Annotated in this window: 8 protein-coding genes; 5 read left to right on the top strand and 3 right to left on the bottom strand. The window is 70.8% G+C overall.

Annotated features, from left to right (window positions below; genetic code table 11):
- Window positions 1–812: 812 nt before the first annotated feature.
- Window positions 813–1,313 carry a type III secretion system chaperone gene (locus tag AC07X5_RS26605; RefSeq protein WP_494772579.1) on the top strand — a complete coding sequence of 167 codons (501 nt, stop codon included), beginning with the start codon at window positions 813–815 and terminating at the stop codon, window positions 1,311–1,313.
- 44 nt (window positions 1,314–1,357) lie between these two features.
- Window positions 1,358–2,791: a hypothetical protein gene (locus AC07X5_RS26600; RefSeq protein ID WP_494772578.1), complete on the top strand. Its 1,434-nt coding sequence runs from the start codon at window positions 1,358–1,360 to the stop codon at window positions 2,789–2,791.
- Between the two features lie 24 nt (window positions 2,792–2,815).
- On the opposite strand, the gene AC07X5_RS26595 is transcribed toward AC07X5_RS26600, so the two are convergent.
- Window positions 2,816–4,363 carry a glycine betaine ABC transporter substrate-binding protein gene (locus AC07X5_RS26595; protein ID WP_494772577.1) on the bottom strand — a complete coding sequence of 516 codons (1,548 nt, stop codon included), beginning with the start codon at window positions 4,361–4,363 and terminating at the stop codon, window positions 2,816–2,818.
- A 124-nt stretch (window positions 4,364–4,487) separates the two neighbouring features.
- Here AC07X5_RS26595 and AC07X5_RS26590 point away from each other — a divergent pair, with 124 nt between their 5' ends.
- From AC07X5_RS26590 to AC07X5_RS26580, 3 genes are all read left to right on the top strand, one after another.
- Entirely contained in the window at window positions 4,488–5,240 is a 753-nt protein-coding gene (locus AC07X5_RS26590; protein WP_409955056.1) for an alpha/beta hydrolase family protein, read from the top strand.
- A gap of 220 nt (window positions 5,241–5,460) precedes the next feature.
- Window positions 5,461–5,595, top strand: coding sequence for a hypothetical protein (locus AC07X5_RS26585; RefSeq protein WP_494772576.1), 135 nt, complete (start codon window positions 5,461–5,463; stop codon window positions 5,593–5,595).
- Between the two features lie 219 nt (window positions 5,596–5,814).
- Complete coding sequence (locus AC07X5_RS26580; RefSeq protein WP_494772575.1) at window positions 5,815–14,376, top strand: glycoside hydrolase family 94 protein; 8,562 nt, start codon at window positions 5,815–5,817, stop codon at window positions 14,374–14,376.
- A gap of 83 nt (window positions 14,377–14,459) precedes the next feature.
- Here AC07X5_RS26580 and AC07X5_RS26575 read toward each other — a convergent pair whose 3' ends face one another.
- Both AC07X5_RS26575 and AC07X5_RS26570 read right to left on the bottom strand, forming a co-directional pair.
- On the bottom strand, window positions 14,460–15,833 hold the full coding sequence (locus tag AC07X5_RS26575; RefSeq protein ID WP_494772574.1) for a hypothetical protein: 1,374 nt from the start codon (window positions 15,831–15,833) through the stop codon (window positions 14,460–14,462).
- A 272-nt stretch (window positions 15,834–16,105) separates the two neighbouring features.
- Window positions 16,106–17,806 (bottom strand): ankyrin repeat domain-containing protein, encoded by a 1,701-nt coding sequence (locus AC07X5_RS26570; RefSeq protein ID WP_494772573.1) that lies wholly within the window; start codon window positions 17,804–17,806, stop codon window positions 16,106–16,108.
- Between the last annotated feature and the right edge of the window lie 404 nt (window positions 17,807–18,210).

Genomic DNA, 18,210 nt, shown 5'->3' with positions numbered 1-18,210 from the left:
TCTCTCCCTCAGGTTTTTTCAAGGTGGCCAGGCTGCATGCCAAGGTGGCACGGCGGCACGGTGGCAGGTTTCACGAACGGGTGGGGTCGGTGCGGGAGGGCGGATGCAGGGCTGCGTGAACGCCCGCATCGCAAGGGGGTTTGGGCTGGCGAACGGTTTTCATGCGCAACTCCTGTGGATTCGTTCCACCTGAAAGAAAGCTTTCGAATACCGGCAAATTGCATTGCAGGCGCTGTGCAATTGCGCACCCTCGGCTGGTTCGCCAGGGTCATACCTGCTGACCTCGGTATATCACCTTCTGTAACAACCGTTTACCTTCAATGGACAAAGCGGTGCTGTGGGGTCGCAGGCCATGTGTGCTGGTGCTGACCGCCATCGTGATCCCATGCAAGCAAATGAGATTTTATGTAACAAGAAAACAATACCCGGGCAGTTTTTGCGCCGCACGTTTTCCCCATACAACGGCGCTATGGGGCTTTGCACTGCCGCGCTGCCCGGCGAGCCGGCGGATCCCGCGAGCAGGGGGCCGGCGCAGCAGTGTTCTTTCCCGGCGGCGGGAGGCACGCAGCCCCTGCGCGTCCGCGTGGAGTCGCAGCCATGCGCTGCGTGCGTCCGGCAGGTTCTGGCCCTGGTGGCTATTTTTTGCCGGGCATCGCGCCCCGCGCCGTGTGCGGGCCCGTGTGCCATGGCTGCCATTCAGTCTTAGGGGCTGGCGGCCTTCTGGTGTACAAATTCCGTCTGCCTGCTTGCCGGCTCGGTCGCGCCGGCAGGGCTGGCCACTCGCACCATCCGCCACCCTGGAGCCCAACCGCATGACATCCCTGACGCCGGAGCAACAACACATTGAGGCCGAGTTGCGAGCCCTGGTCGGCGATGCCGCGTTCGCTCTCACGCCCGATGGCCGGGGCGTGCTTGGCGCGGCCGGTGCCAGCGTGGTCGTGGACGTGCCTGCGCATGGCCGCCACGCCGTCTTCAGCACCGGCCTGGGCGTGCTGCCGCACGACCCGGCCCCGCGCCATGCCGCGCTGATGGCCGCGCTGCAGTACAACATGTTCCTGGCAGCGGGCGACGGCGCCGCCGTGGCCGCCCATCCCAACGGCGACGGCAGCCTGTACCTGTGCTACCGCACGCCCCTGGCCGGGCTGGATCGCACCGTGCTCGCCAACATCGTCACCAACCTGGCCGCGCGCGCCGCGCCGCTCACGCAGCAGCTGCTTGGCCCACAGACCGGGGCGGCCGCCGCCACCGCAGGCACTGCCGCCGCGGTGCAGGCGCCTGCGCTGCCCGGCCAGTTCATGGACTGGCGGGCCTGAGCCTACGGACCCACGAACCCACGCCATTCGAGGAAGCATCGCCCATGTCCACCCCCTTCTCGTCCATCGGCAACCATCCCTTCATCGCGCCGCTGGGGCCCCCGCAGGGCGGGCCGCCGCAGGGCATGCCCGGCCTGTTCACGCTGGGCAATCTGCCGCACAACATGCCCGGGCCGCAGACCGGGGGCGACCTTGCCGAGCCCTGGCTGGGCGGGTCGGGCGGGGATGTGGGCATGGTGATGCACCTGCCCCAGGACTTTCCCGAATTGCCGGACGACGATGATGGCTTGCCCGCCCAGAGAGGGATGAAGCGCAGCCACGAGGGCGACGGTTACAGCAACACCCCCGGCAGCGACATTGCAGAAGGCCCGCGCCGCAAGCGCCCGTCCCTGGACAAGTCGGGGGAGTTCGGCAGTGCGAACGCGGATGCGGAGCTGCGCTGGGCGATGCACGCATCCCTGGCCAGCTCCCGTGGCGAGCCCTCCAAGGCCAGACCCGTCACCGAGGCGCTGTGCGACAAGGTGGCTCGTCCCAAGTGGGATACCCCGCTCAACGGCAAGTCCATCTCGCGCAAGGACGGCGATGGCCAGGCCCAGGACCTGCGCCACGTGGTGGCGTACGAAACCATGCAGTCCGCCGTGCATGCCGTGCTGCGCGCCGCTTCGACCGATCAGGAAAATTACGACACCCTGGAAGAACTCGCCACCGTGATAGACCAGGTGCCCACCGGAAAAGACCCCGGGCAGCGTGCCCTGGGCATTGCGAAAAATCTCAACAACCTCCTGTTTACCTGCAAGGGCAACTTCTTTCTGGGCGACGCGCTGGAAAACCAGCGCGCCGGCTCATCCACCGCTGCCTTGCACCACACCGAGGAGCGGCGGCTGACAGCGCTCGCAAATGCCAAGGACGTGTCCGGCATTGCCGACGTGCTCGGCGAGGCCGCGGGAAGCCTGAGTGGCCCCATCCTCGACCATGCGCTGGAGGCCTTCCACCTGGAGCCCCTCGGATCGCGGCCTGCCCCCCAGCCCGGCGAGAATCCAAAGACCGTGGAAAAACAGTATGACGCCAGCAAGGCCGCCGCGCAGTCAGCGCTGGCCAGCAGCATCCTTGAATCCCTCGAGCCTTTGCTCGCGCAATACCGCGCAGCAACCGACCCCGAACAGCAGTTCATCATGCTGACCCTGGTGAAGAACGAAGTCGCGGAAATCATCGAAGGCCTGGCCGACAGCACCGGCTACGACGCCAGCCGCACCGCCCACGCCGAACTGCTCGAGAAGCAAAAGGGCTTGCCCGAAGCCTTTGCTCTCTTTCGCACCGCTGAACGCACGGGCGACCCCAAGACCCTGGTGCAGGCCGTGCAGATCATGAAAGCCCTGGATGACGCTGCCAGGGACATGGCGCCCGAGGTGCTGGCACGCAAGAACGGTACGGCGATGAAGCCCAGTTTCGGGCCCTTGTACCAGCAGCCCAATCAGTAGGGGCGGCGAAGCGGCGTACCGCGCCTACCCCGCGCCCTGGCGCCGCAGCAGCCGCTCGGCCAGCTCGAACGCCACTTGCAGGAGCACCGCCAGACCGGCCGAGGGAATCGCCCCTGCCAGCAAGGTGGTGCCGTCGTTGAGCGCCAGCCCCTGCGCGATGCGCTCGCCGTAGCCGCCTGCGCCGATGAAGGCGGCAATGGTGGCCGTGCCCACGGTCATCACCGTGGCGGTCTTGATGCCGGCCACGATCACCGGCAGGGCCAGCGGCAGCAGCACCAGGCGCCAGCTCTGCGCGGGCGTCATGCCCAGGGCCACGGCAGCCTGGCGCGTGCCCTGCGGCACCTGCTGCAGGCCCACGGCAGTGTTGCGCACGATGGGCAGCAGGGCATACAGGCTGAGCGCCACCATGGCCGGCACGGTGCCGATGCGGCCCAGCAGCGGTATCAGCGCGGCCAGCAGGGCCAGCGAAGGCACGGTCTGCAGCAGCCCGACGATGCCCAGGATGCCCTGGCCCAGCACGGCCCGCGCAGCCGCAAGGGTGCCCAGCGGTATGCCGATGAGCACCGCGATGCCCACGGACACGGCCACCAGCCACAGGTGGTCGCGCGTGAGGCGCCAGAAATCGCCGCCGAAGATGGCGCTGGACAGGGAAGGGCGGGCCTGCGGCGCGGCTGTGCTGGCCTGGGCGGCGGGAGCCGATGCGGGCTTGGCGCCGGCCAGGAAGCCGGCCGCAATGGCCGGGAACGCCTGGCCCTGCAGCTCGGCCTGGGCGTTCATGGCGATCATGCGCGTGACGTCGATGCGGCCTTCGAGCGCTGCGATCTGCTGCCAGGCCGCGGGCGCGCGCGTGGGCAGGTCGGCACGGTAGAGCAGCACCGCGTCGTAGCGCGGGAAGTAGTTCTCGTTGTCCTGCAGCGTGACCAGGCCCAGGTCGGCGATACGCGCGTCCGTGGTGTAGATGTCGGTCAGGTCGATGCGCTGCGAAGCGAGGGCCTGGTACGACAGGCCATGGTCGATGGAGGTGGGGCGCTGCGGCAGCTGGTAGCGCCTGGAAAGCCCGGGCCAGCCGTCCTCGCGGCCCAAGAATTCCTGCGAGATGGCGATGCGCAGGTCAGGTGTCTTGCGCAGGTCGCCCAGGGTGGTGAGACCATGCTGGCGCGCCACCTCGGCGCTGGCGGCCAGCGCATAGCCGTTGGCAAAGCCCAGCGGCACGCCCATGGCCAGGCCCAGGTCGCGCAGCTTCTGGTCGATGAGGGCCTGGGGCGAGCCCGTGGGCAGCTTGAGGATCTCGCGCTCCACGGTGCCCAGGTACTCGGGGTAGATGTCGATGGCGCCGGTCTTGAGCGCCTCGACCACCACGGCGGTGTTGCCCAGGCCCTGGCGGTGCTCGGCAGCGGCGCCGCCCTGGCGCGCGGCCTGGGTGATGACCTCGCCCAGGATGTAGCTCTCGGTGAAGCGCTTGGAGCCCACAGCCAGGCTTTGCGGGGCTGCCTGCAGCGGCGATGCCAGGGCGCCGGCGATCAGGATGGCGAGCGTGGCTGCCAGGGAGCGCAGAGGGAAGGATGGATGCATCGGGGCCATTCTGCGCTGCTTTTGCGGCGGCGCGGACGCGGCTCACGGGTGGCTGGGGTGTCCGACACGCACAATGCCGCGCCGCTGACAGGCCTGGCAGGGCATGCGCGCACACCATGCGGGCATGGACACCACCACCCTCCTGCCCCCTGCAAGCACCGCGGTAGCCGGGCTGCAGCGGCCTGCCTTGCTGGTGCTGCCGGGCTGGGACGACGATGGCCGGGCCCAGTACGACATGCTGGGCGAGGACTTGGCCACAGACGGCTGGGCATGCCGCCGCGCCGACCTGCCCGATGCGGACTGGCCCGCAGCCGAGCGCGCCGCCGTGACCCGGGAGGACAGCCTGCGCCAGGCCCTGCGCGACTACCAGGTGCTGCATGCGCAGGCCCGGCCCGATGGCATGGGCGTGCTGGGTTTCAGCTATGGCGGCTACATGGCAGCCTTGCTGGCAGGCCTGTACCCGTTCGACTGGCTGGTGCTGCGCTCGCCCGCCATCTACCCCGATGCAGACTGGCTGACCGCCAAGGAAGACCTGGACCGGCGCAAGGTGGATGCCTACCGCCATACCGTGCACACGCCCGAGGGCAACCGTGCACTGGCTGCCTGCGCCGCCTTCAAGGGTGATGTGCTGCTGGTGCAGTCCGAACACGACGAAGTGGTGCCGCGCCCGGTGATCGACAGCTATGCCTGGGCCTTCGGCAACGCGCGCAGCCTGGTGCGGCACATGCTGCTGGACGCCGACCACGCGCTGTCGCAGGCCCGCTGGCGGCACACCTACCACGCCATCGTGGTCGCCTGGCTGCGTGGAAGGCGGCAGGAAGGGCCACCGCAAGGCTCGCTCCCTTTTGTTGCTGCCGGTACCTTGCAACTGCGTTGACCGCCCCCACCTGGTGGTGTCGAAGAACTGCCGCTCAAATCACGTCCCGCCGCTGGACGCCTGCGTTCTGCAGACCTTTTCCCTTCCTCCATGCATCTGTTGGCGCCTTCCATGAGGGTGCCGGTGAGTGCTTGAACGCCCCATCCGCGCCTGGCGCCGGGTGGCTGAGACCATTGCGCCCGCCAATCCACGGGGCGTGTTCCAAGCGAAGGAGCCTTTCATGGCAGGAAAAGAACAGAAACGCGGCAACAAGGAACCGAAGAAGCCCAAGCAGAAGCCGGTAGCGGTGGCAGACCCCATGGCCCCCGCCAAGCCCGGTGCCGCGCCGCCGCTGCGCGCAGGCAAGAAGGGCTGATCTCCACCACCGGTCACCAGCTGTACCGCTGCTTGAGGCGCCACGCCTGAGCACAGCGTGCAGCGTTCACGGCCTCGCGCGCGCGCGCTGGCCTGCCAGCGTCGTCCCACGCAGGCACCTCTCTACTTCGACGCGGACGGCCTGGCCCGTCCGCCCTTTCTCCTGCAGCGGGCAGATCACGAGGCACAACGCGGCCCCGGGGTGCCCCGAAAGGCGCCCATGCTTGTTGTCGATGCCCTGTTGTCTTCCCTTTCCCATGCCGTGCGGGGCGCTGCCGCGCCGCCGTGGAATGGCACCGCCCCCGTGCGCGAGGAACTGTTCGGCATGGAGCGCCTGGAGCAGCACGCGCGCAGCCTGGCCGCCGCCCAGCAGGTGAGCCTGCGGCCGCCGCTGGTACCGTCACTGCACCGGCGACTGCGCGCCAATGCCAGCCAGCTGCTGGCCGCCTACCGGGCCAGCGCCGCGGAATTGGCGTCGGGGTCCAGCGTGGTGCCCGCGGCCGACTGGCTGCTGGACAACTACCACGTGGTGGAAGAGCAGATCCGCGAGATCCGCGTCGACCTGCCACCGGGCTACTACCGCCAGCTGCCCAAGCTGGCGCAGGGGCCATTTGCCGGCTACCCGCGCGTCTTCGGCATTGCCTGGGCCTTTGTCGCGCACACCGACAGCCACTTCGACCCGTTGGCGCTGCGCCGCTTCATCGCCGCCTACCAGCAGGTGCAGCCGCTGATGATCAGCGAGCTGTGGGCGGTGGCCATCACCTTGCGCATCGTGCTGGTGGAGAATCTGCGCCGCCTGGCCGACCAGATCACGGCCGGCCGGGCCGACCGCGCCGATGCGCAGGCGCTGGCCGACCGCCTGCTCGCGTCAGGCAGCGCCTACTCGGCCCTGGTGGGGGACATCGGCACGCGCGCCCATGGCCCGCTGTCGGAGCTGTTTGCCGCGCAATTGGCCAAGCGCCTGCGCGACCAGGACCCGCGTACCACCCCTGCGCTGCAGTGGCTGGAGGAGCGGCTTGAACTGCAGGGCGCCAGCGTGGGCCTGGTGATCGAGCATGCGCAGCAGCGCCAGGGCGCCTCGAATGTGAGCGTGCGCAACGTGATCACCAGCATGCGGCTGATGTCCGACATCGACTGGGCCGACCTGGTCGAGGGCATGGGCCTGGTGGACGCGCGCCTGCGCGAAGGCAGCGGCTTCGCAGCCATGGACTTTGCAACGCGCAACCTCTACCGCAGCGCCATCGAGCAGCTGGCGCGCGGCTCCGACTGGACCGAGCTGGCGATTGCCGAGCAGGCCCTGGCCAGTGCGCAGGCGGCCGCGGCCGCCCAGGGTACCGGGGAGACTCCCGCGCGCGCCGCCGATCCCGGCTACCACCTGGTGGCCGAGGGCCGGCCCGCGCTGGAGCAGGCCATCGGCTTCAAGCCGCCCTGGGGCTTTCGCTTGAACCGCTGGCAGGTGGGCCTGGGCGTGCGCGGCTACATTGCCGCCATCATGGGGCTGGCCGTGCTGCTGCTGGGGGCGGCGCTGTGGTGGGCCGGCGCGCACGGCACGCACCCGGGCTGGCTGGTGGCGCTGGCGCTGGCCGGGTTTCTGCCCGCCACCGAGGTGGCCAGCGTGCTCGTCAACCGGCGCGTCAGCCGGCGCTTCGGCGCGGTGGGGCTGCCGGGCCTGGCGCTGGACGATGGTGTGCCGGCCGGGCTGCGCACCCTGGTGGTGGTACCTACGCTGCTGACCAGCGAGGCAGACCTGCGCGCCCATATCGAGAGCCTGGAGGTGCACCACCTGGCGGGCGCGGGGGGCGACCTGTCGTTCGCGCTGCTGGCCGACGGGCTGGACGCGGCCACCGAGGTGGTGGCCAGCGACGCCCACCTGATCGCCGTGGCGCAGGAGGCAATCGCCGCGTTGAACCTGCGGCACGGCCCGGCGCCGGGCGGCGAGCGCTTTTACCTGCTGCACCGGCACCGCCGCTTCAATGCCGGCGAGGGCTGCTTCATGGGCTGGGAGCGCAAGCGCGGCAAGCTGCACGAGCTCAACCGCCTGCTGCGCGGCGCCACGGACACCAGCTTCATGGCGCTGGGCGGGCGAGAGCAGCCCGACATCCTGCCCGGCGTGCGTTACGTCATCACGCTCGACGCCGACACCCGACTGCCGCGCGATGCCGCGATGCGCCTGATCGGCAAGATGGCCCATCCGCTGAACCAGCCGACCTTCAGCCCGGCCGAGCAGCGCGTGGTGGGCGGCCATGCCATCCTGCAGCCGCGCGTGACGCCAGCACTGCCCATGGGGCTGGAAGGCTCGCTGTACCAGCGGCTGACCTCGGGCCCGGGCGGCATGGACCCGTATGCTGCCGCGGTGTCGGACGTGTACCAGGACCTGTTCGGCGAGGGCTCGTACACCGGCAAGGGCATCTACGACGTGGATGCCTTCGAGGCTGCGCTGGCCGGGCGCGTGCCCGAGAACACGCTGCTCAGCCACGACCTGTTCGAGGGCGTGCTGGCGCGGGCCGGGCTGGCGTCGGACGTGGAGGTGGTCGAGGACTTTCCTGCGCGCTACGACGTGGCTGTGCAGCGCCAGCACCGCTGGACGCGCGGCGACTGGCAACTGCTGCCCTGGGTGCTGGGCCGGCGCCACCAAGGTGTCGCCTTGCCCGCCCTGGGCCGCTGGAAGATGCTGGACAACCTGCGCCGCTCGCTGCTGGCCCCGGCCGGCCTGCTGACGCTGGTGCTGTGCTGCGCGTTGCCCTGGCCACAGGCGCCCTGGGGCGTGCTGCTGGTGCTGGCGGCGCTGGGCGTGCCGGCCTTTCTGCCGGGCATGGCCGAGCTGTGGGCCAGCCGCCCCGGCATCCGCGTGGCCAGCCACCTGCGCCTGCTGGCGTCTGATTTTCGCGTGGCGGTGCTGCAGACCGTGGCCGCCATCGCGCTGCTGCCCGACCATGCCTGGCGCGCGGTGGACGCCATCGTGCGGGCGCTGGTGCGGCTGTATGCCACGCACCGGCAGATGCTGGAGTGGAAGACCGCCGCGCAGTCGGCCACCAAACCGCGCCCGGGGCCTGCGGGCTTTTACCGGCTGATGGCCGGCGGCCTGCTGCTGGCCACGGTGCTGGCGGCCGGCACCGCCGCGCTGGCACCGGCATCGCGGCCCCTGGTACTGCCGCTGCTGGCGCTGTGGCTGGCGGCACCGGCCCTCGCCTGGCGATCAAGCCGCCGATCCGCGCCCGCGCCGCAAAGCGCGCCTGCGGTGGACAACGCGCTGGCCCTGCGGCGCATCGCGCGGCGCACCTGGCGCTTCTTCGAGACCTTCGTCACGGCGGCCGAGCACCACCTGCCGCCCGACAACTTCCAGGAGGACCCCAAACCCGTGGTGGCGCGCCGCACCTCGCCCACCAACATGGGGCTGTACCTGCTGTCGGCCGTGGCGGCGCGCGACTTCGGTTGGGCCGGTGCCGTGCAGACCGCCGAGCGGCTGGAGGCCACGCTGGCCAGCATGGGCGCACTGGCACGCCACCGGGGCCATTTCTACAACTGGTACGACACCGGCACGGCACAGGTGCTGGCGCCGGCCTATGTGTCGTCGGTGGACAGCGGCAACCTGGCCGGCCACCTGATCGCGCTGGCCAATGCCTGCGAGGGATGGGTGCACGCGCCGCTGCCCGCCACCTGGGTGCAGGGCCTGGGCGATGCCCTGGCGCTGGCGCGCGAGGCGGTGCAGGGCGTGCCTGCGGCACAGGGCGCGCAGGGCCGGCGCCTGCTGGCGATGCTGGCCGAAATCGACACCGCGGTGGCGGGGGGCACCGTGGAGATGGGCCTGCCCGCACTGCAGCGCCTGGCCGACAAGGCGCTGAAGGAGGCGCAGGACATCGTGGTGCCGGCGGGCAGCGGCGAAGGTGATGCCCTGTGGTTCTGGGCCGGCGCCGTGCGCGCACGGATCGCCGAGCAGGGCCGTGACCTGCAGGCCGCTGCCGATGCGCCCACGCTCGACGCGCGCTGGCAAGCGCTGGCCGGCACCGCACGCGCGCTGGCGCTGGGCATGGATTTCGGCTTTCTGCTCGACCCAGATCGCAAGTTGCTGTCCATCGGCTACGCGGCGGTGGAAAACCGGCTCGACGCCAACTGCTACGATCTGCTCGCGTCCGAAGCGCGGCTGGCCAGCCTGTTTGCCATCGCCAAGGGCGACGTGGAGACGCGCCACTGGTTCCGCCTGGGGCGCACGGCGATACCCGTGGGCAAGGGATCGGCGCTGGTGTCGTGGTCGGGCTCGATGTTCGAGTACCTGATGCCATCCCTGGTGATGCGCGCACCGGCGGGCAGCCTGCTGGAGCAGACCAACACCCTGGTGGTGCAGCGGCAGATGGCCTATGGCGCGCTGCAGGGCCTACCGTGGGGCATCTCCGAGTCGGCCTACAACGCGCGCGACCTGGAATTCACTTACCAGTACTCCAACTTCGGCGTGCCGGGCCTGGGTCTCAAGCGCGGGCTGGCCGAGAACCTGGTGATCGCCCCCTACGCCACGGGCCTGGCGTGCATGGTGGATGCCACCGCGGCGGGGCACAACTTCGCGCGGCTGGCGCAGCTCGGCGCCCTGGGGCAGCATGGCTTTTACGAGGCGCTGGACTTCACCCGCAGCCGCCTGCCGGAGGGCCAGGCCGTGGCCATCGTTCGCAACTACATGGCGCACCACCAGGGCATGACCATCGTGGCCATTGCCAACACGCTGCATGGCGGGCAGATGCGCGAGCGCTTTCACCGCGAGCCCATGGTGCAGGCCTGCGAGCTGCTGCTGCAGGAGCGCATGCCGCGCCTGGTGGCCGTGGCCCACCCGCGCGCCGAAGAGACGCAGACCGGCCCTGCCGACGTGCGCGACGACGTGCATGCCGTGCGGCGCATGGGGGCGCCGGGTGCGGGCGCGCCGGCCACGCACCTGCTGTCCAACGGGCGCTATGCCGTCATGCTCACGGCGGCCGGCACCGGCTACAGCCGCTGGCGCGACCTGGCGGTGACCCGCTGGCGCGAGGACGCCACCAGCGAGGACTGGGGCTCGCACGTCTACCTGCGCGATGCGCACAGCGGCCGCACCTGGTCCGCGGCGGCGGAGCCCTCTGGCCGCGCGGCCGACAGCTACGAGGTGGCGTTTGCCGAGGACCATGCGGCCTTCACCCGCCACGACGGCAGCATGACCACCACCACCGAGGTGATCGTGTCGGCCGAGGCCGATGGCGAGGTGCGCCAGGTCACCCTGGTCAACACCGGACCGCGTGCGCGCGAGATCGACCTGACCTCGTACGCCGAGCTGGTGCTGGCGCCGCCTGCGGCCGACAATGCGCACCCGGCCTTCTCCAAGATGTTCGTGCAGACCGAGTACCTGCCCGAGTTTGGCGCGCTGCTGGCCACGCGCCGTGCGCGTAGCCCGGGTGAGGCGGGGGTGTGGGCTGCGCATTTCGCGGTGGTGGAGGGCACGGTGACGGCCCCAGCGCAGTACGAGACCGACCGCGGCCTGTTCCTGGCCCGGGGCCGCACCGCGCGCAATGCGCTGGCGGTGCATGGCGGCGGTGCGCTGTCCAACACCGTGGGCACCGTGCTGGACCCGGTATTCGCGCTGCGCCAGCGTGTGCGCATCGCCCCCGGCCAGATGGCCCGCGTGGCCTTCTGGACCCTGGTGGCGCCCACGCGCGAGGCGCTGCTGGACCTGGTGGACCAGCACCACGACCGCAGCGCCTTCGAGCGCGCGCGCACCCTGGCCTGGACCCAGGCCCAGGTGCAGCTGCGCCATATCGGCGTCGGCGCCGATGCCGCGGCGGACTTCCAGCGCCTGGCGGCGCCCATCCTGTATGCCGATGCGCGCTTTCGCGCGCCGGCCGATGCCATCGCGCGCGGGGCAGGGCCGCAGTCGGGACTGTGGCAGCACGGCATCTCGGGCGACCTGCCCATCGTGCTGCTGCGCATCGACGACATCGAGGACATCGCCCAGCTGCACCAGCTGCTGCAGGCCCACGAGTACTGGCGCATGAAGCGCCTCGGCGTGGACCTGGTGGTCATCAACGAGCGTGCGTCGTCCTACGTGCAGGACCTGCAGATCGCCATCGAGACCGCCGTGCGCAGCAGCCAGTCGCGGCCACGGCTGGGCGAATCGCTGGCGCACGGCGTGGTGCACACGCTGCGCGCCGACCTCATGGAGGCGACTTCGCGCGCGCTGCTGCAGTCCATCGCCCGCGTGGCGCTGGTGGCGCGGCGCGGCCCCATCACCCAGCAACTGGCACTGATGCCCGCGGAGGTGCCCGAACCGGTGGCCAGGCCAGCACCTGTGCCGACACCGCAGCCGCAGCACGAACCGGCCCCGGCGCCGGACACCACTGGGCTCGAGTTCTTCAACGGCCTGGGCGGTTTCGACAAGGATGGCACGGAGTACGTGACCATCCTGCGCGGCGGGGCCACCACGCCCGCGCCCTGGATCAACGTCATCGCCAACCAGGGCTTCGGCTTTCACGTGTCGGCCGACGGCAGCGGCTACACCTGGGCCGGCAACAGCCGCGAGAACCAGCTCACGCCCTGGTCCAATGACCCGGTGAGCGACCCGGCGGGCGAGGCCTTCTTCGTGCGCGACGATGCCAGCGGCCAGCTGTGGAGCCCGACCGCGCAGCCCATGCGCGGCAACGGAACCTACACGGCACGCCATGGGCACGGCTACAGCCGTTTCCTGCACGAGGCCCATGGCATCGCGCTCGAACTGCTGCAGTTCGTGCCCATCGCCGACCCGGTCAAGGTGTCGCACCTGACCCTGCACAACCGCACGGCGCAGGCGCGGCAGATCACCGTGACGCTGTATGCCGAATGGGTGCTGGGCACCTCGCGCGGGGCATCGGCCCCGTTCGTGCTGGCTGAGCGCGATGCGGACACCGGCGTGCTGCTGGCACGCAACCCCTGGAGCACGGCGTTTGCCAGCCGCGTGGCCTTTGCCGACCTGGGCGGGCAACAGACCTCCTGGACGAGCGACCGCACGGAGTTTCTGGGGCGGCATGGCAGCCTGGCGAATCCTGCTGCGCTGCGGGGCAACGCAACGCTCTCTGGCGGCGGTGGTGCGGGGCGCGACCCCTGCGCGGCGCTGCAGTGCACGCTCATTCTGCAGCCCGGAGAAACCAGACAGGTGACGGGCTTCATCGGGCAGTGTGGATCGGCCGCCGAAAGCCTGGCCCTGGTGGCCCGCTACCGCCTGCTCGACGTGGACGGAGTGCTGCAGGAGGTGGCGCAGCATTGGCGCAGCCTGCTGGGCGCCGTGCAGGTGCGCACGCCCGACCGCGCCATGGACATCCTGCTCAACGGCTGGCTGCTGTACCAGACGCAGGCTTGCCGCGTCTGGGCCCGCTCGGCCTTCTACCAGGCCAGCGGGGCCTACGGTTTTCGCGACCAATTGCAGGACGGCATGGCGCTGGCCTTTGCCCGCCCCGAGGAGACGCGCGCGCACCTGCTGCGCGCCGCAGGCCGGCAGTTTGCCGAGGGCGACGTGCAGCACTGGTGGCTGCCGCACACGGGTCAGGGCGTGCGTACGCGCATCTCGGACGACCGGGTGTGGCTGGCGTTTGCCGCCGCCAGCTATGTGCAGGTATCTGGTGACGAGACGGTGCTGGACGAGTCCATCCCATTCCTGGACGGGCCACCGCTGCAGTCCGGTGAGCACGACGCCTTCTTCCAGCCCATGGCAGCGGATGCATCGGCCACCCTGTTCGAGCACTGCGCGCGGGCATTGGACCAGGCCATGGAGTTGACCGGCGACCTGGGCCTGCCGCTCATGGGAACGGGCGACTGGAACGACGGCATGAACCGCGTAGGCCAGGAGGGCCGTGGCCAGAGCGTGTGGCTGGGCTGGTTGCTGGTGCGCACGGTGGCGCTGATGGCGCCGCTGGCGGATGCCCGCGACCCCAACTGCGCCGCGCGCTGGCGCATGCATGCCGAATCGGTGCGCGCTGCCCTGGAGCGCGAGGCCTGGGACGGCGCCTGGTACCGGCGCGCCACTTTCGACGATGGCACCTGGCTGGGCACGCACGAGGGGCAGGAGTGCCGCATCGATTCCATCGCCCAGTCGTGGGCGGTGCTCTCGGGCGCGGCCGACCCGGCAAGGGCGCTGATCGCCATGGCCTCACTGGGCGACAAGCTGGTGCTGCCGCACGAGGGCCTGGCCCTGCTGTTCACGCCGCCGTTCAACACCACGCCGCACGACCCGGGCTACATCAAGGGCTACCCGCCCGGTTTGCGCGAGAACGGTGGGCAGTACAGCCATGCGGCCATGTGGGCCATCATGGCCTTGGCCCAATTGCGCAACGAGCCACAAGCTGGCACCAGGGCGCACGGGCTGTTTGCGTTGGTCAACCCCATCAACCACGCGCGCACGCCCGACGAGACTGCGCGCTACCGGGTGGAGCCCTATGTGGTGGCGGCTGACGTCTACTCCGTGGCCCCGCACACCGGACGCGGCGGCTGGACCTGGTACACAGGGGCTGCGGGATGGATGTACAGGGCCGGGGTGGAAAGCATTCTGGGCATACGGCGCGAGGGCCACGTGCTGGTGATCGACCCGTGCATGCCTGCCCAATGGCCGGGCTTCGAGGCGCGCATCACTCTGTCAGGCGCCATCTATAACATCGAAGTCACTGCCACGGGCCCGCAGGGGGCTGCGGCTGTGGTGGCCTCAGCGCAGTTGGATGGGGTTGCCATGGTATGCGGCGCGGCGCCCCTGCGCGTGCAGTTGGCCGAGGGGGAGCACCACCTGCGCATTGCGCTGCAGCGAGGTTGAGCGCCTGGGCAGGGCACACCCCGTCTGCATCGGGTGCGTGCATGGGCCCGGCGGGCGTTGGCCCGCCGCGCTGAAGAGTGCGATCAGCGAGCACCTGCACCGGCACCAGCACCGGCACCAGCACCAGCACCAGCACCGGCACCGGCACCGGCACCGGCACCGGCACCGGCACCGGCACCGGCACCGGCACCGGCACCGGCACCAGCACCAGCACCTGCACCAGCACCTGCACCAGCACCAGCACCAGCACCAGCACCAGCACCAGCACCAGCACCAGCACCGGGGCCGCCAGAGGCACCCGCGCCGGCACCTGCTGCACCAGCGCCAGCGCCAGCGCCAGCACCTGATCCAGACCCGGCGCCTACGCCAGCACCGGCACCCGGTGCGCCAACACCGGCCCCCGTGCCGGACGCTCCGGCTCCGACACCCGCACCCACCCCGGCGCCGCCGGCGCCGGCACCAGGGCTTGCGCCTGCACCGCTGCTGCTGCCAATGCCTGCACCGCTGCTGCTGCCAATGCCAGCGCCGGGGCTGCCGCTTGTGGCGCCGATGCCCGCACCGGCGGGGCTGCCGGGCGCGCCGGCGCTGGTGGTGCCGCCCGAGCCTGAGCCGGAAGGGACGCCGCTCACGCTGCCGGGGCCTGTGCCTCCGTTGCTGGAGCCGACCCCGCTGCTCGTGCCGGGGGCCGTGCCGCTGGCGCTGCCCGGGTTGCCGGTGCTGCCAATGCCCGGGGCGGTGCCGGTGCCCGCAGTGCCGGTCGTGCCCGTGGCATTGCCCGGGGTGGCGGTGTTGCCCGTCGTGTTCCCTGGGGTCGTCCCCGTGGCCGTGGTGCCGGTCACGCCACCGGTGGTGGTGCCGGGTGTGCCGGTGTTGCCGGTGCTGCCAGTAGGCGTGCCTGTCGTCGCGGTATTGCCGGTGGCGGTGGTACCCGTGCTGCCGGGCACACTGCCAGGGATGCCGGATGTGCTGGTGCTGTTGGTGGCCGGCGTACCGATGGTGCTGCTCGGGATGCTGCTCGGAATATTGCCCGGGATGCTGGTGTTGCCGATGCTGCTGTTGCTGCTGGGTGGGGTGGCGGTTGCCGTGGAGGTGGTGGCGCTGGGGATGTTTCCGGTGCTCACCGAGGGCGTGCTGCTGGTCACGCTGGCCGGGATGTTGGAGGTGCTGGTGCTGGCGTTGCCCACATTGCCGCTGCTGGGAATGCCGCTGGGGATGTTGCCAGGCACGGTGGTGTTGCCGATGCTGCTGTTGCTGCTCGGCGTGGTGGCGGTGGCGGGCGTTGTGGTGGTGCTGGGCGTGGCCGTATTGCCGATGGTCACGACCGAGGGCGTGGCCGGGCTGGCACTGCCAAAGCCCTGGGCCTGGGCGAGCTGCGATGCGCCGAGCGCGATCACCGACACGGCGAGCAGCGGGGCCGCGAGGGTGCGGCGCGAACGGAAGGCGGGTGTGGTCGACATGGGGGACTCCTTGGAGAGAATGGCGGTGGCATTGAAAGGCGCCACCTTGTCCTCCATGGTGAAACCGGCGTGCCTGCAACGCGGTAGGGGCACAGGCGCGGGCCCGGTAGGACGAGGCCGTTCAAGGCCATGCCCGCGCAGGCAGGCTGCAAGCGCAGGTAACGGGCACGGGGCATGCCCCGGGGTACATGCGTGCGGGGCCGTCGCACCCTGACACAGGGTGCACAGCTGCTGACAATGGGGCGGCTCGCCCGGCTTCGTCCCGGCCGTGGTCAGCCCGGCGGGGCATACAGACCCAGAAGGCAGTCCGCCACCTCTTCGGAGAACCTGCTGCGGCGCCCGCCCAGCAGCACCGCGCCATCTTCCGTGGCCTCGGGGTCGGGCCGTGCACCGGGCATGCCATGCGCCACCAGGGCCTGGGCGCAGCCGACCCAGTCGCCGCCCGGCGTGGGCTCGTTGAGCGAGGCCCACGAGAGCGTACCGCTCGCATTGTCGCCAAAGCCGTGCAGGGCGCGCCAGTCGGCGCCCTGTTCGAGCAGAAAGCGGGCAAGCGCCGCGTTGCCGCGGAACACGGCCTGGTTCAGGGCCGAGGCGTCCCAGTCGCCGCCACGCTCCTCGATGGGCCAGCCCAGCCTGACCATGGTGCGCACCGCCTCGCTGCAGCCCTGGGCCGCCAGCTCGGGCAGCAGCCGCAGCTGGGCAGGTGCCAGGGTGCCGAGGATGCCGGGGTGCGCGGCCTGCAGGGCGCGGGCTGCCGCCTCGTCGCCGCGTGCGCAGGCGGCGATGAAGGCTTCGTCCGGTGCCAGCGGTGCATGGCGATGGCCATCCGTTTGGGCGGTGGCGTTTTGCAGCAGCTGCGCCACCTGGGTCAGGCCGTAGCGCAGGGCCATGGTGTGGGCGGGCGTGCCGTCCTGCATGCGCGCATCGGGCCGGGCGCCAGCGGCCAGCAGGGCCGCGATGTGCGCGGTCGAGCGGCGCCGGCGGATGGCCCACAGCAGCAGCGAGCCCCAGTCGGAGCTGGGCGCGCTGGCGGGCTGCTCGTTGGCATCGCCGCCATGGGCCAGCAGCAGCTGCAGGGTGGCGAGGTCATCGAGGTCGAGCACGCGGACCATGGCGTTGGTGCCGGTGATGCGCGCGCCGGCCTCGAGCAGCAGCCGGGTGCATGCGGGGTTGTCCAGCGAGTGGTACAGCGATTCGTTGTCGTCGGGGCGGGCGCCGGCATCGAGCAGCAGCTGCGTGAGTTCGGGGTCGTGGTTGCAGCCGGCGGCGCCGTACAGGGCCGAGAGCGGGTGCGCCTCGTCGGGCGCCTGCAGCGAGGCCGGGGGCCAGCGGTTGCCCACCGCCTGGTCGGGCGAGGCCCCGGCGGCCAGCAGGTAGCGCGCGCAGCCTAGCAGCCGCTCGCGGTAGGCCGGCAGCTGCAGCAGCCCCGAGTGCGTGACGGCCACCAGCGGCGGCAGCCGCAGCGGGCCGCCCGGGCGGTGCACCCAGTCGGGGTCGCGCTCGGTGGCATGGCGCAGCACGGCCTCGTCGCCCACGGCGCAGGCGAGGTAGGGTTCATCTTTGGCCAGCAGGGCCGGGTTGTCCTGCAGCAGGCGCATGGCCACCGCGGGCCGGGCGCGGTTCATGCCGCCGGAGATATCGCCCGCATACACCAGGCCCAGCCAGTGCAGCACGGCCTGGGCCGGGTCGCCGTCCAGCACGGCGCGGCGCGCGGCGACGAAGGCCTGCAGCTCGGCCCAGGAGGCAAAACCGTACTCGCGCGCGATGCACGACTGGGCATCGTGCAGGCGCAGGCCCTGGGCGGCGAGGGTGGCGTCGTCCTTACCGGTTGCGGCGGGCAGGGCGGTGCGGAACCGGTGGAAGGCGGCAGTGTCGTTGCTGCGGTACGAGGCCAGGAGGTCCTTGGCCTGTTTCTTGAGGTGGCCGATGTCGGGCCGGGCGGGAAGGCGCTTGCCGTAGGGCGTGGTCGTCATGAAGATTACCTCCGTGCATCAGGTGCCGATGGCCCGCAGATCCGGCTGCACAAAAGGTGGTGGATGCGCGTGTGGTTGGAAGGCAGTGCGGGCGGATCCGTTCCTGGTCCGTCCAGCGTTCGCTGCCTTCTTGCAAGTGGGTTCTACCCTTTCCGCGGGCCCGGGGGCGGCTTGCAACCGCGGGTGGGATGTTAGCTGATGTTGGGTGGCGTGCGTGTGTGGTGGGATGTGCTTCTTTTGAACCGTACGCCTTGATTGAGTGCGGGCGCTGGGATGTGTGACCGGTGGCGGCGCGGCGTTGACTGCATGCCTTGATTGAGGGTGGAGGCCGGGTCTCGGCCCGGCGGCCGAGGTACCTTTCTTTGCGTCGCCAAAGAAAGGTACCCCAAAGAAAGGCGACCCCG

Source organism: Acidovorax sp. GW458-11-26-14-TSB4, from assembly GCF_059423865.1.
The sequence above is the reverse complement of the archived record's forward strand: the minus strand, read 5'-3'. Positions and strand labels throughout refer to the sequence as shown.